The following is a 15,286-nucleotide window of genomic DNA, read 5'->3' as shown; positions in this document are numbered from 1 at the left end:
GCGGATTTTCGTTTAGGGTACCGGATCTTTATACTGTGCTTGCAGCGCTTTGAGCTGCTGTTTCAATTCTTTGACGGTCGCCGCATAGGCAGCATCGTTATATAGGTTGTGCATTTCGTGCGGGTCCTTTTGCAGGTCATATAGCTCCCACGCCTGCACGGGGTCGTAGAAGTACATAAGCTTGTAGCGTTCCGTACGAATGCCGTAGTGCGCCGTGGCGCCAAACGACTTCTCATAATAGTGGTAATATACGGCTTTACGCCAGGTTTTGTCTTTCCCTTTTTGCAACAATGTTTTCATGGACACACCCTGCATATCACCGGGAACCGCAATGCCGGCAAGGTCCAGCAGCGTCGGCGCCACGTCAAGGTTAAGCGCATAAGCGTCGATTTGCCGGTGCTGCGGAACAGCCCTGGGGTAGCGAATCAACATCGGCGTACGGAACGACTCTTCATACATGAACCGCTTGTCGTACAGGCCGTGCTCACCCAGGTATACGCCCTGGTCGGACATATACACCACGATGGTGTTATCCGCAAGACCTTTATCATCGAGGTACTTCAGCACGCGGCCGATGTTGTCGTCCACCGAGCGGACGCACCGGAGGTAATCTTCCATAAAGCGCTGGTATTGCCACCGCAGCAACTGGTCTTTGTCTTTGATCGCCTCGAAGGCTTTGTACTCATGGCGATACGCGTCGTCCCAGGTACGGCGTTCCGCCGGCGTAAGGCGCTCCATCTCGCGTTGAAATTCGGCGGGAGCCCAACTGTTTACCTTCTTGCTGGTGCACGTGTCGCATGGCACCTTGCTGTCGTACCGAACATCGAGCCCTTCTTTCATCGAGATCAACTGCCGCTGCAGGGCTACACGCCCGGTATAGTCGTCGTAAAAGTCGTGGGGCAACGCAAACTGGCGATCGTTGAAATCCTTTAGGTATTTGAGCGGCGGCATCCAGTTCCGGTGCGGCGCCTTGTGGTGCAGCATGATAAAGAACGGAGTGTCGCGGTTGCGCTCGATCCAGTCCAATGCCAGGTCGGTCGTGACATCGGTCACATAGCCGGTATACGCGGTGTCTTTCCCCATGTTGATAAAGGCCGGGTTGTAATAGTGGCCCTGGTCGGGCAAAATATTCCAGTAATCAAAACCCGTGGGCTGACTGAACAAATGCCACTTGCCGACCAACGCCGTTTGGTAGCCGTGCGCTTTGAATATTTTGGGCAGCGTCACCTGCTTGCCGTCGAAGTACGTGCCGTTGTCGCGCTGGCCGTTCTGGTGTGAATACTTGCCGGTGAGGATCACCGCGCGGCTGGGGCTACACACGGAGTTCGTCACAAACGCCTTACGCATCACAGCACCCTCGCGACCGATGCGGTCGATGTTAGGCGTTTGAATCAACGCATCGCTATACGCACTGATGGCCTGGTACGCGTGGTCGTCCGCCATGATAAAGATGACGTTGGGCTTGCGTGCCCCCGTATCGGATTGCGCGTCCACCTTCCCACAAATGCCCGCCAGGAAAGCCAGCAGGCCTATAATCTTTATTGTACCTTCCATGTTTCCGTTCCGTAAGGTTTCATCCAGAATGTTTGGTCGACGACGATGCCGGTAGTACGCTCTTCGTTATCGCAGGCCTTCACACCGGCTGGACGGATCGCGCCCCAATCGAATGTCGATTGTACCGATTGGTTCGACAGGTTCACCAATCGCAGCAGGTAACCTTTACCGTCTTTCGCAGGCCGCAGCGTCGACACCGCGATCTTGTTGTTACCACCCACGCGAAACAAGGTCTTGTAGGGTACAGCATTGGTTGATACCACGGCCACCAAAGGCTGGGCGATCTCGACACTGCGCTGCTTCGCTTCATGCGAATACGGCGCCAGGGGAATAATAGAATACCGGAATGTTACCGGACCAGATTGAGAAGCCTTGTAATTTGTCGTCCACGAGTTATTCATCACCCAGGAATATACCGTCGGCGACGACGTAGCGTAACGGCTCCAAGCCAGGAACTCGCGGGTATCAGACATCCAGGCCTCGCCTTGCATCCCGCCTACTTCCAGGATCGGCGTACCCACCGTAGTGAGCAATACGTGTTGCCGTATACCGGAGATCGACACCCCGTTGTTAACCGAGTGGAAGTTCTTATTAGCACCCGACAGCTGCTCGCGTTCAGGACGAATCTCGCCAAACGGCACGTCGATCACCGTCTCGGCATTCTGCACGTTGAAGGGGAACGCAAAGCGCACACTTTCAAACTCACGTATATCTTTCTTATCGACAACGTTGGTGATATCAACACGGCTGATGCCCTTGTAGACCGTAATGTCGCGCGTCAGGCTGTGGCAACCCGGCGCATCCGACGTTACGCGCAACGTTGCCGACACCGGTCCTTCGTTCAGGCGCTCGATGCTTTTCACCGCCGCAACATACTGTGGCGACGCGGCATTGAGCCCGGTGTAGATATACTCATTCAGGCCCTTGCCGGCAGCATAGTTGATTCCACCGGCCCGCAATGCAGTGATCGCACCGTTCTGCTGATCCACCACGACCGAAACGAGGCCGTTCGATAGCGTGTTGCCCTGCAGGGTAAAGGGGGACTTTGCAACACCGGGTGATGGTTTGGCGGGTATCAGCCGGTATACAGCAGAACCGAGCGGCGGCACGTCAGCAGCCATAAACGTCCACGTGTTAATTCCTGTCTGTTGCAACCCGACGGCATTGTTTTTATCGTCTACCAGCCTCTTTTCTTTCAGGTCTTGCGTCGTCGTAAAGGTTACCACGTCTGTGCGCGGCCAAAGGTTGGTGTTAAACACCTGGATATACTGGCCGCGGTCATCCACTGCCAGCGACTTATACAATGCCCGGGTGATCTGCTGCGCAACCGAGTCGGCACGCAACGCAAAGGCCTGCTTTTGTTTCCACAATGCGCGGGTAAATTCAGAATCCGGCTCGGGTCCGCTGGCCGACGCACCCCAGGTATGTTCGGAAAACAACGCCACGTTGCGCCATGCCTGGTAAAAACTTTCCGACGGATAGCCCGCAGGGTGGGCAATCGACCACACGATCTCCAATTGGTTAAGACGCTCTGCCGTATAACGATTCAGGGACAACTCCGCCGCCGTGGACGCCGCGCCATCTTCCCAATACGGTGTGAAATCGCCCTTGAACGTCGGCAGCTTATCACCATACTCTTCTTCGAAGCGGGTGAAGAGCTCTTCCGTCGTGCCGATGTGGAACCGGGGCGATTCATATTCTTCATTCCACTTACGGATGATATCCGGCATCTCCGCGTCGGGCGGACCATTGTCGCCATGCACCGTATAGCGCAGGTACGAGTACCGGTAGGGAAACTCCTTCGCCTCCAGCGTATTCAGATACTCCCACACGGGATCGAGGCCACTCGAGGAAAGACGGCCCGCAAGCCAGTCGTGAAAGAAAGAGTACCCCTTGCCGGCAGACCAGCACAACACCTTTTCGTCCCCCGACGGCGACTGCCAGTAAAACGGATAGTCGCCCCACTCCTTGTGCGCCAGGCCGACACGGCTGCCGCCGGTTTCCAGGTAGGGTACATAGTTGGGGGCCATGGAAAAGTATTTCATGCCATTTTCAGCCATGGCCGTCACCATTCCCCACGACACCCCCGGCACGTCCGACATCATGACGGTACGCACGTCTACACCCAACGCCTGCCCCACACGATGTGCATCGTCAAACAGGTGCGTTATTTCTTCTTGCTTGCAAAGCCCCGTCAGAATATTACCCACGGCGCCGTTCAATGCGATCTGTCCACGCTTTACCGCATCCTGAAAGGCTTGCACCTGCGGCGTGCCTTTGTAGCGTGTCAGGTATTCGTTTACCGGCCACATCGTCTCTACATTCCATTTAAAACGGGCGCCCTCGGGATAATCCTTCGTCCGGGTCGCCAGCGTTACCGCGTGTTCGATGTTGCGCAGCTGCAACGTCATCACATCTTCGTGCCGGTGCGTGTAGCCGATATCCAGGTGCGAATGCGGCAGGAAGTATACTTCCCATCGCCGCGCACCTTCCATCATCAGGCTTTTCTGTACCGTGCCCTGGCGGCTTTGAAACGTAACGGCTACTTCTACAGCCTCTTCCATCATGCCCGGCGGGAACATGGCTGTAAAATTATAGAGGCCCATCTTCGAGGCGGGAATTTTTTCACGGACCTTCTTACCGCCGAACGATAGCTCCACCGTGGCACCGTCATACAACGGCGCATCAAACCTGAGTTTGTATTCGCGGCGCGGCCCCTCGGGTGTCTTCCGGTAACCTTGCGTGGGCAAGAATACGACGTCGTTGACCCGGGCCATACCGGAAAGGCTGCGCTTGCTCTTTTCATAGAATCGAATCTCGCTTAACCCATAGAAGTTTATATTCTGGTTTTTCCAGACAGCATCCTGCTTCGTCTGTTCCGTACCGTCGTGATAATAATTTCCGCGTTGCATGTCGGCCGTAATACAGAAATACTTAAACGACACGCCGCGCAGATCCAGGTGGAAGTCTGCGGGTTCTTCATGGCGGCCAATGGACTCGGGCAGGATGAAATAGTCGTTCGCCCCGTCCTTGAGCGTCTCCCACTGTTTACCGTCGCGCGAATACTGTAAATATACCTTCTGCAATCCACGCCGGGTGTGGTCGTGCTGGTTATGATTCCAGATCTCCACAAAGTCCGGTGTGCGCTCCCGATCGAATTCATACAGCAACCATACCGCCCCCGCGCGCGTCTGCGGACGAGCCTGCACGGGCATGTCGGAAGGTTTGGATATCCACATCGTCTTGCCCAGATTTTGCGAAAGGTGGGAGTGGCCTTTCATGCCACTTCCATTGATGGTCTCTTCGTCATTGAACCCCGGAAACGCGCTGCTGGATTCAACCTTTATAGCGCCGGGGGCCACCGGCGTGTACACGTCTATCTGCTGGGCCGTCGCTACCCGGCAAAACACCGCCACCAGCACGCAGCTGCTGTATAAAATCTTCCTGATCACTACGCTCCTACTTTACGCTTGCCGCTTCAAGACCCCATTGTTTGTTCGGCTTGTCGCCCATGACCAGCGTCAGCTTACCACCTTGCAGCAATTCCTTCGCGGGGAATTTAAAGGAGGTCAGCGGCTTGCCGTTGAGTGTCGCCGACTGCACATATTTGTTATTGCGCGACGCGTTCATCGCCTCGATCACAAACTGTTTACCACGACCGTAACGTCCGCCCAGGTCGATGACGACCTGCTCGTACAGCGGGCTGGCGATCTCGTATACCGGCTCCGTTCGGCAGCCGCCGTCCGTCTGGAAAAGGCCGATGGACGCCATCACAAACCAGGCGCTCATCTGGCCCTGGTCTTCATCGCCCAGGTAGGCATTGGCCAGGCCGCCGCCATAGTACTCTTCCAGGATCGAGCGGCTCCACTTCTGCGTCAGCCACGGGTGGCCTACCCAATTGAACAGGAAGGCAAAGTGCATGGATTGCTGATTGCCCTGTACCACCGGATAATCCCAGTACTGATCGTTGGGCGCATTGTAGCGCCACGGCTCGCTGGCCACAAAACCCCAGTTCAAACGATCGACAAAGGCCTTCTGCCCGACCACGCCGGCCAGCGCCGGCACATCCTGCGGCACGAAGAAACTCAACTGCCAGGAGTTACCTTCCACATAGTGGTGATTGCGGCCCGACTGGAACGGATCGAACGGCTCCGTAAACACGCCTTTGCTGTCGCGTAGCTGAGCATAGCCGTTTTTAGGATTGAACGCATTGCGCCACCATTCGCCACGCTCGGCAAAGACTTTATAGTCGGCATCTTTGCCCAGCGCTTTGGCAAACTGCGCCACCGTCCAATCGTCGTACGAATACTCCAGCGAGTTGGAGAACCTGCCGAGATCAGACGGTACATATTTATACTTCATATACGACACCAGGTCGCGGTTGCCCGCAAAACCACCCGCCACGGGACCGGCCGGAGTCGTCTGCATTTTCTTCATGGCCTGAAACGCCTTCTCGGCATCAAAGTCACGGACGCCCATCTGGTACGCCGACACCATCAACGGGATTTCGTGCTCGGCCACCATCACCGGTATATATTCCATTCCGGCCGGACCTTTGGCCAGCCAGCCGCTGACGTCGTACATCGCGAGCTGCGAGTTCACCCACTTCGACGACCACTCCGGCGTCGCCAGGTTCCACAGCTGATTCAGGTTCCAGAATGTATTCCAGAAGGCGTCGCAACCCAATGCCAGGTGGTTGGGGTTACTGAATTTCTGCTTGGTCTCGTCCGGCGCCATCCACTCACCGTTTACGTCGCTCCACGTATTGCGGCACAGCGAGCGGAAAAAGTTGGTATAAAACCGCACCTTCTCCAACCGGTTGCTGGTCGTAACAGTGATGCGCGACAGGTAGCCGTTCCACACCTTCTTCTGGTTTTCCACCACGGCGTCGTACTTCCAGCCGAAAGGCCTGGCAATTTCCTTCTCCAGGTTCTCGCCCGCGTTTGCAATGCTCACCAGCGAAACACCCGACCGCGCCTGTACAACCGCCGACTTCTTCGTGTCGAACTCGACATATACACCCGCATCCTTCAGGTCCTTTCCCTGCAGCTTGCTGATGTCTACCAGCTCGTCGTTGAGCCACCCGCCGATCTTCTTGATGGGCTGGTCGAATTCAATGACAAAATTCACAGTATATTCTTGGTCGGCATCGTTGCTCCACACCGTGGGACGGGGTGAGATCTGGTGGCTGCGGCCCTCGATGCGGTAATCGTTTACTTTCCTGATCTCAACGTCCAGCAATTTATAGTCGTATTCGGCCTGCACATGCAGATCGATCATAACACGGCCATCCTGGTCCTTTGGAAAGGTATAGCGCTGAAAACCCGCGCGCTCCGTAGCCGTTACTTCAGCCCAGATGCGGGTATCGGGCATGTATACTTTATAGTAGCCCAGCGGCGCTTCTTCCGTCGCCTTGTCGATGCGCGACCGGTAACCTCCGTCGGGATCGAACTCGCCCCCTACTTTCGTCTGCAGCGCACCATTGGTCGGCATCATACCCAGACCGGCCATGGTCCACTCGTGGATGTGGGTAAAGCTGCCGATCGTCTCGAACGTCGGCTGATAACCTGCCTGCCAGCCCATGTTCTGGTTGTCGGGGCTGAGCTTTACCATGCTGAAGGGCATCCACGGTCCGGGCGCGATCATCCAGCGCGAGTGCGCGGTGCCGATGCGCGTGTCGACATAGTCGGCCGGAGTTTGTACTTTACCGGGCGTGCGTTGCACAGCACCCGCTTCGATTTCTTTGCCATTGACCAGGATGCGATACTGGCTCGTGGTGGCTTTCGCAACGGCTGGCATAAGCGCTTCCAACTGGTAGCGGGCCGAGTCCAGCATGCTTTGCAAGATGATCTTGCCATCGAGCTGTACCTCCAGGCGCGGATGGCCGGCCAGGTGCTCGACATCCACCAGCAGCGGCTGCATGTTCTTCTTGCCGTCTTTCAATTCATAGGCAGCGGGCTTTACGCTGCGCAAAAACACATCGTCATTCATCGTCAGCGTAACACCGTTGGGACCTTCCAGGCGGATATGATCAAATACCACCCACGATCCTTCCAGCACCGTGATCATGATCCCGTTGCCACCGCGGCGGATCACGCCTTCCCGCAACGGGATCTCCAGCACACGCTCCGCATGGGCGGGAGCACCTCCCGTCAGCGATGCATCGGCTTTACCTTGCAGTAGGAATTTCTCGAATTGTTGCTCATTGATCCCCACCTTCAGCAGCGACTTGCGCGGATGCGCATCGACCAGGTCGATCACCAGCTTCCACGGGCCACCCGCCGGCAGTGTCTTTATACCAAACAGAATGTTGATCTCGTGCGTACGCCAGCCCGACGTACCCCACGTGCCCCCCCAGGTGTCGTCGGGGCCGGGAAGCACATACGGAAAGTCGTTCGCGGCATTTGAACGACCGACCAGGAAAAAGCGGTCTTCGAAACCGAAATCCCGGCTTAGAAATTTCTTATAATCTGCAGGCCCGAGCGCCAGGTCGGCGGCAGCGTTGTCGTTCTTGCCAATGCTCCAGATGTCGGTGGCTGCGGCACGATCGATGCCGATCAATGAGAGAAGTACGAGAACAATGAATCTATTCATTACGCTTAAATGGTTTAACCCTCCCCGGCCTGCGTTACGGGCCGGGAAGGGTATAAATAAAAATTATTCAATACCGACCCAGGTCACCAGGGTGCCGTTCATGGTATGGTTACCGGTCTTGTCGAGGATCGACGTGCCCAGGTTCAGGTTCAGCGGCCAGTAGGCCAGCAGGCCCTGCTCATCCGCGGCAAAGTCCCTGCCCGTATCGGCCGTGATCTGCTCGGGTGTTTTCACAATATTCCACAGGCTCACCTGACGCACCTCCCCGGCAAAGAACCGCCCTTCGTACGTAGGATGGGTTCCGATCTTGATGTGTGTTTCAGGCTTCACGTTCATGCGGTTCTTGGCCCCGCTGACGGTCATCCGCGCCACTCCGTCTACGTAAAATACGACATTCTGTCCATCAAACGTAAAGCTGAGGTGATACCATACTTGTGGCTGGAACGCAAAACCTACGTTGCCGCCTACCCAGCCGCCGTTGTGTACATAGGCCTGCAAGGTGCCCAGCGCGTTGTAACGCGTGATGAACCCGCCGGTCACGTCTTCACCAGTGAACAGGTTACCGCCGGTCATGTCCTTAAAACGTACGTCGAACTCGATGGTAAACTTATCGCGGATATCGTACTCGGCAATGGTGCCGATGTCCATATTGCTGCCTACGCCAAAAGACGGATAACCGGGCTTGATAGTGTTGCCCTGATAGTTTTCCATCGCTGTCTGCAAAATTGCCAGCGCGTTTTCAAAAGCATCGTCCGGGCTATTGTTGAGAATATAACGGGCCCATTCGATCTGCGCCGTCAGCTGTGCTTTCGAGCCCGGCGCCAGGTTGCCTTCCTCAAGGCCTTCTTCCGTGTTGGCCAGCAGCGCTTGGGCCTCGTCGATCTTTCCCACCAGCGCGCTACGGGCGGCCGAGTCGGCGGCGTCGTCATCGCTGCAGGAAACTATGGCAATGCTGAACAGCGCCAGGATCAGGAATATATTTCTGGTTAACATAGGTATTTCAGTTGAAGTTCTTGTCTGGATTAATACTCCGGGTTTTGTCCCAACGTTTCAGGATCAGGCATACCGTCGAACTGCAGTTGCGGAATAGGGCGCACCAGGTGGTGGTCCTGAATGTTCGGCGCTGCGTCCGGATTATACGCCCGCACACGCTCGAGCAGTTTTCCTGTGCGTTTCAGGTCATACCAGCGCTGGAACTCGCCGCCCAGCTCACGGCCGCGCTCGTCCAGGATGAAGTCAATGCTCATGTCGGCGTCGGAAACCGTCATCTCGGCCTCATGGCCCGGGGCGATAACGCGCGCACGCAGGTCGTTGATATACTCTGCAGCGGTACCGGCGGCACCCAGGCGCAGGTGCGCCTCGGCAGCGATTAGGTATATTTCGCCCAATCGTATGATCGGATAGTTGCGGGCAGAGATGTTGGACAAATCGCTGGGACGCGTCTGGTCGTCAAACTTGGTGAGGCCGACAAACGTACCGCGGTCTTTGGGAACACCGGCCGCGTCGTACATATCGCTCATATCGAAGACCGTATACTTCGGAGCCATGGCTGCGCGCTGACCCGCCGTCAATACACCGGTGTACAAATACAATGCCGTATCGGAATACAGCGTCTTCATTTCCGGAAACACCGAGGTATCGTCGGTCGGGTCGTTGTACAGCCACACCCACTGATGTCCCTGGGACCAGCGCAAGTCGGCCTCCTGGTTGAATAACGAGATATAGTATTTGGAAGGCATGATCTGGCAACCGCCGAAGCCGGTATAGCCCAGCTCTGTTTTCACGCCGGCAAAGCGGTCGATGTGCATGGCGTATGCTTGCCAGTACCAGCTGCCGCCGGCACCAAAGGCATCGTCGTCGCTAAACTCCGCCGTCCAGATGAATTCCTTATTGACCTTCCTGGTCTCGTCCCACAGTGCCGTCCAGGACGGTTCAAGATCATAACCATGATTTTTGATGACGTCCTCCGCCATGTCCGCAGCCTTTTGCCAGTCGCCATGGTACAGGTACATCCGTGTGAGCAGCGCCTTTGCCACGCCCTGATCTACACGCCCAAGCTCGTTTGTTTTGGGTGGCAGAATGGTGATGGCCTCTTCCAGGTTAGCGATAATTTTTGTATAAAAATCCTCTCGCGTAGATCGCTCTGCCCGAAGGCCTTCTTCTACATCGGTCGATGTCGGCAGGTAGGTGTCGCCCCATTGTTCCGTCACGTGCCACAGAAAAAATGCCTGTAACGTCAGCACCTCGCCCTTGCGGCCTTCTTTTACCTTCGGGTCGCGATAGGACATGTCCGGGTAGGTTTCCAGGAACAGGTTGCAGTTCCACAAAGCTTTGTAAAAATGGTTCCAATACCAGGCAACGTCCGCACTGTTGGCATCGAGCCCCAGGTAATCCGTTACCGGGGTGCCGGCAGAGTTCTTGCCCCGGAGCCAGGTGTCGGCGCCATTCTCGGTAATAAAGCCCAGGCTGAAGGTACCGCCATAGACATTTAGTTTTTTGTACAGCAGGTGCACGAGTGACTCACTTCCCTCCTCGGTTTCAAATACCGCTACCGTGGGGCCGTACGACTCCTCGTCCAGGTAGCTTTCGGAGCACCGGATCGTGCCGAAGGTGAAAGCAATCACCAATGCGCTATAAAGTAACTTTTTCATCCTTTTACGATTTTATAACTGAAAGTTGAGGCCCATGATATATTGCGTCTCGTTGAACTGGATGCCATCCTCGCGCCAGTAATCCCAGTAGCGGAACGGAGCATTGACCGTAGCATAGACACGCAACTTGCTGATCGCGTTTTTGAGCAGGGCGTTGTTCACGGTATAGCCCACGGTAATGTTCCGCAGGTCTATATAATCATTGCTGTGATAGGCGGTTGCCGACATATACCGCATGGTCTGGCCGGCCACCGGACGCGGCGATCGGTTGGTCGGGTTCTCAGGCGTCCAATAATCGACGTTCACCGTGTTCCAACGGCCCACCTGGCCCGGCCACGTGGTGGCTTTATAGCTGTCGAACGTAAGCGCGCCGATCTCCGCATACATATCGAAGGTAAAATCGAAGTTCTTCCAGTTGATCGTCGACTGGATGGAGCCCATCCATTTCGGGCGACCGTTGCCGATGATCACGCGATCGTCGCCGTCGATCTTTGCATCGCCGTTCATGTCCACTACTTTCACTTCACCTGGCTTCTGCCCGTAGATAGCAGCTACGTCGGCTTCGTCTGTCTGCCAGATGCCGGCTTGTTTGTAGTCGAAGCGTACGCCCGACACAGGCTGGCCAATCCACCAACCATTGTTGATATCCTTGTCCAGGCGCGGATCATACAGCTCGATCATCTCTTCCTTGTTGCGGTAATACGTCGCGCCGACTGTCCAGCGGAAAGAACCTTTGTCGACCGCCACGGCGTTCAGCGCGATTTCCAGACCGGTGTTTTGTGTACGGCCTACGTTCTCCCAGGCTTTGTCAAAGCCGCTGGTGTAGGGCAGCTTCCGCTCGTTCAGCAGGTCAGACGTTTTCGATTTATAGTAGTCGATCGTGCCGGTGATGCGGTTGTCGAAAAGGCCAAAGTCGATACCGAAATCGAGTGACTTCGTCTTTTCCCATGTCAGGTCGGGCGTCGGACGGATGCCCGGCTCGAGCCCGGGGTAATGTACCTCGCCGCTTTCGGTGTTGAATGTCACAAACGACACATTCAGCGCACCACGGGTGGCGTAGGCGCCGATCGACCGGTTGCCGCTTACCCCATAGCTGGCGCGCAGCTTCAGGTCGGAAATGACCGGGACATTCTCCTGTACGAACGTTTCTTCAGACGCACGCCATGCCAGTGCAAACGACGGAAAGAAATCCCACCGCTGATCTTTCGAAAGCTGCGAGGCGCCGTCCTGGCGGAACGTTACCGTGGCCATATACCGGTCGTTGTAGGAGTAGTGAGCGCGGCCTACATACGAGATCATCTGCGTGCGGGTGAACGCCGAGCCCAGGGTTTTACTGTCGCTCAGCGCACCCATATTAAACCACTTATAGCCAGCCAATACCTGGTCTCGGGCGCTGGCAGAATTGTTAATAGCCTCAACGTTCTGGATCTCGTACACCCCTAATACATCGATAGCATGTTTGCCGAACGTCTTCTTGTAATTCAATACGTTGTTCCACATGTAGTCCGCATTGCGGTTGTTTTGCGTGCTCACCCAGTTCCGGGCGTCGTTATATCCCCACCAACGCTGGTCATAGTACTGCCCCATGGCATAAAAACCGGGATTGTACGAGAAGTTGGTGCGGAAGGTCAGCCCTTTGGTAATGTCAAACAATGCATATCCTTTCAGGAAAGCTCTCCAGCTTTCGCGACGCTCGTCATAGACGTCGTTGCTTTCCGTCGCAAAGGGATTCTTGACGATCGGATCGCCCATGTCGTTGTTCAGAGAGCCGTCTTCGTTGTAGATCGGGATCAGCGGTGACATCTGCAGCAGCAGGGGCAGCGGATCGGGCTTCGCTTTTTCACGGCTGTAATACAACCTGGCCGCCAATCCAACCTTCATAAACTTCGCGACCTGGTGATCGAGATTCATGTTGACATAATATTGATTTGAATAAGCGCCGTCAAAGCGGGCATCGTTGTTCCGGGCGTTGAGCTGGATCTTGTATTGCGTTGTGGGGGTTCCGGAGGAAACCGTGACCGTATGGCTCGTCCAATGTGTCGGGCGCTCGAAATACTCGCCCACCCAGTCGGCGTCAACCTTGCCCAGGTTGGCAAGCTCCGTACCCAGGAATATCTTGGGATCGTCTTCTACGCTGGACCATGTGCCGGCGGCCCGGTAAGCTTCGCGCTTCATGGCCACGTACTGGTCTGCGTTCATCGGATCGTAGGTATGGTAGTTTGCCTTGCCGATGCCCGTAAACATATCATAGCTCACGACGGTCTTACCTTCTTTCCCTTGCTTGGTCGTAATAACAATTACACCGTTCGCACCCTGTGCACCATACAGCGAAGTAGACGACGCGTCTTTCAGTACGTCTACCGACGCGATGTCGGTCGGGTCGATGGTATTGAGACCGCCGTAGTACGGCATGCCGTCCAGGATGATGAGCGGATCGTTGCCCGCCCGCACCGAACGCGTACCCCGTACACGAATGTCGTTACCGCTCACGCGAACACCCGGCACGCCGATCAAGGCGGCTCTGATATCGTTTGCCGGTATGCGCATCAAACGGTCGGTGCCAAACGATGAAACCGCACCGGTCACGTCCGACTTCTTTACGGTCTGATATCCCATGACGACGATCTCCGACAGTGTTTCCAGGGACGGGTTCAGGGCGATGTTGATCACTTCCTGATCTCCCACGACAACCTCTTCCGACAGGTAGCCCACAAACGAAAACACCAGTACCGTATTCTTATCGGGCACGGTCAGCGTATAGTTACCCTCGGCATCGGCCATGGTGCCTTGCGAGGTGCCTTTGATCACGACGTTAGAGCCTGGCAGCACTTCGCCATCGGGCGACGTGATCCTGCCTCGCACCACGATTCCATCCTGCACGTCGGCTGCGATCGCTGCCCGCGGGGCACCGATCACGCTACCCGGCGCGACAGTAAACAAGAGCATGCTACACCATGCCCAACAGGTAATTAATCTCTTCATACAAGGAGGTTTAGGTAAAAAATTGTTGATATGTTCATACAATTAATAAGGTACACGTGCGGGAATTTTTTTACCTGCCCTGGTCTTACTTCTCTTTCTTCCAGATCCGCTCTATCTCTTCCAGGGTCTTCCCCTTCGTTTCAGGTATCATCTTATAAGAGAAGACCAGGAGTATCACAGCGTTGACCATAAAGATCCAGAATGTATAGGCGCCGCCCAGGTCCTCCATCATGACGGGAGTCCACTGCGTGATCAGCGCCACACCGATCCATAACACCACGGTCGCCAGCGACATGGCCACACCGCGCGTTTTAGTGGGGAATATTTCGGAAATGATAACCCAGGGAATAGGTCCCAGAGACGATGCGAAGGAAGCGATGTAGCCGATGATAAAGATCATCAACCAGGTGTTATTGCCAACCTGCAGGTAAAACAACAGACCGATGGCCGCCAGGCAGATCACCATGCCCGACACGCCCCACAACAACAGCGAGCGCCGGCCGATCCGATCGATGAACGCAATGGCCACAAAAGTAAAAATGGTGTTGGTGGTACCGATGATCACGGTCTGTACCAGCGCGGCGTCCTGGCCCATGCCGATGCTCTTCAGGATCTCCGGGGCATAATAGATGATCGCATTGATGCCGGTGATCTGCGAGAACAACGCCAGCACGACACCGACGATCAGGGCTGCGCGCAGCCCTTTTGAAAACAGCTCGCGCACGGTACCTTTCTCTTCGTGCAATGTATTACGGATATCCTGCAACACGATGCGCGCCTGGGTATCGCCGTTGAGCCGCCGAAGGATGTTCAGGGCCTCGTCGAGGCGGTTTTTGCTGGCCAGCCAGCGCGGGCTTTCGGGCACCAGGAAGAGCAGGCCGAAAAAGATGATGGCAGGCACTACCTCCGAGCCCAGCATATACCGCCAGCCCAGCTCCACATTCCAGGCCTCGTCACCCATACTGGCGATCTTCATGTTGATGAAGTAGATCAGGTTGATCCCGATCACGATCGCCAGCTGATACAACGTCACCAAGATACCGCGATGCTTCGCCGGCGCCACCTCGGCAATATACAGCGGCGACAACATAGACGCCGCGCCCACGGCCACACCGTTGATGAAACGGGCGATGACAAATTGCGTGAGGTTTGCCGGTACGGCCGAAGCCACGGCCGACAGCGCAAAGATGATCGCCGTCAGGATCAGCACTTTCTTGCGACCGATGGCGTCGCTGATATACCCCGTACAAAGCACCCCGAAGATACAACCCCAGATCGCACTCGACGCGGCCCAGCCCGTCATAGCCGCAGAAAGCTGAAATTTGGTTTGCAGATAGCCGATCGCACCTGCGATCACCGCCGTATCGTATCCGAACAGCAAACCACCAAAGGCCGCCACGAGCGATACCGTTACGACAAACCGCATGTTGGCCTGGGGGCTTTCATTGACCAGACCTGCTTTTTCTATTTCCGCTGCTTTTGCATTTACTTCCATAAGACCTAAA

At 55.7% G+C, this 15,286-nt stretch carries 7 protein-coding genes; all 7 read right to left on the bottom strand.

Annotation, left to right across the window (positions count from 1 at the left end; genetic code table 11):
• Positions 1-12: 12 nt before the first annotated feature.
• On the bottom strand, positions 13-1,554 hold the full coding sequence (locus tag KK078_RS04885) for a sulfatase family protein (protein ID WP_254089130.1): 1,542 nt from the start codon (positions 1,552-1,554) through the stop codon (positions 13-15).
• Positions 1,539-5,006, bottom strand: coding sequence for a glycoside hydrolase family 38 N-terminal domain-containing protein (locus KK078_RS04880; RefSeq protein WP_254089129.1), 3,468 nt, complete (start codon positions 5,004-5,006; stop codon positions 1,539-1,541). Before KK078_RS04880 ends, KK078_RS04885 begins: the two co-directional genes overlap by 16 nt.
• A gap of 7 nt (positions 5,007-5,013) precedes the next feature.
• On the bottom strand, positions 5,014-8,148 hold the full coding sequence (locus tag KK078_RS04875; protein ID WP_254089128.1) for a GH92 family glycosyl hydrolase: 3,135 nt from the start codon (positions 8,146-8,148) through the stop codon (positions 5,014-5,016).
• Between the two features lie 63 nt (positions 8,149-8,211).
• Complete coding sequence (locus tag KK078_RS04870) at positions 8,212-9,141, bottom strand: LamG domain-containing protein (protein WP_254089127.1); 930 nt, start codon at positions 9,139-9,141, stop codon at positions 8,212-8,214.
• A gap of 29 nt (positions 9,142-9,170) precedes the next feature.
• Positions 9,171-10,799 carry a RagB/SusD family nutrient uptake outer membrane protein gene (locus KK078_RS04865; RefSeq protein ID WP_254089126.1) on the bottom strand — a complete coding sequence of 543 codons (1,629 nt, stop codon included), beginning with the start codon at positions 10,797-10,799 and terminating at the stop codon, positions 9,171-9,173.
• 12 nt (positions 10,800-10,811) lie between these two features.
• A complete protein-coding gene (locus KK078_RS04860) occupies positions 10,812-13,781 on the bottom strand; it encodes a SusC/RagA family TonB-linked outer membrane protein (RefSeq protein ID WP_254089125.1) in 2,970 nt (989 codons plus the stop codon).
• A gap of 85 nt (positions 13,782-13,866) precedes the next feature.
• Complete coding sequence (locus KK078_RS04855) at positions 13,867-15,276, bottom strand: sugar porter family MFS transporter (protein WP_254089124.1); 1,410 nt, start codon at positions 15,274-15,276, stop codon at positions 13,867-13,869.
• Positions 15,277-15,286: the final 10 nt, after the last annotated feature.

Origin of the sequence: Dawidia soli (assembly GCF_018598185.1) — a bacterium.
GTDB classification, from domain to species: Bacteria; Bacteroidota; Bacteroidia; order Cytophagales; family Cyclobacteriaceae; genus Ohtaekwangia; species Ohtaekwangia soli.
This window is presented reverse-complemented; position numbering and strand designations above follow the sequence as displayed.

What these genes read in the sequence shown, in the direction of transcription:
- KK078_RS04885 (WP_254089130.1), bottom strand. Translation starts at nt 1,554, where the DNA reads ATGGAAGGTACAATAAAGATTATAGGCCTGCTGGCTTTCCTGGCGGGC.
- KK078_RS04875 (WP_254089128.1), bottom strand. Translation starts at nt 8,148, where the DNA reads ATGAATAGATTCATTGTTCTCGTACTTCTCTCATTGATCGGCATCGAT.
- KK078_RS04870 (WP_254089127.1), bottom strand. Translation starts at nt 9,141, where the DNA reads ATGTTAACCAGAAATATATTCCTGATCCTGGCGCTGTTCAGCATTGCC.
- KK078_RS04865 (WP_254089126.1), bottom strand. Translation starts at nt 10,799, where the DNA reads ATGAAAAAGTTACTTTATAGCGCATTGGTGATTGCTTTCACCTTCGGC.
- KK078_RS04860 (WP_254089125.1), bottom strand. Translation starts at nt 13,781, where the DNA reads ATGAAGAGATTAATTACCTGTTGGGCATGGTGTAGCATGCTCTTGTTT.
- KK078_RS04855 (WP_254089124.1), bottom strand. Translation starts at nt 15,276, where the DNA reads ATGGAAGTAAATGCAAAAGCAGCGGAAATAGAAAAAGCAGGTCTGGTC.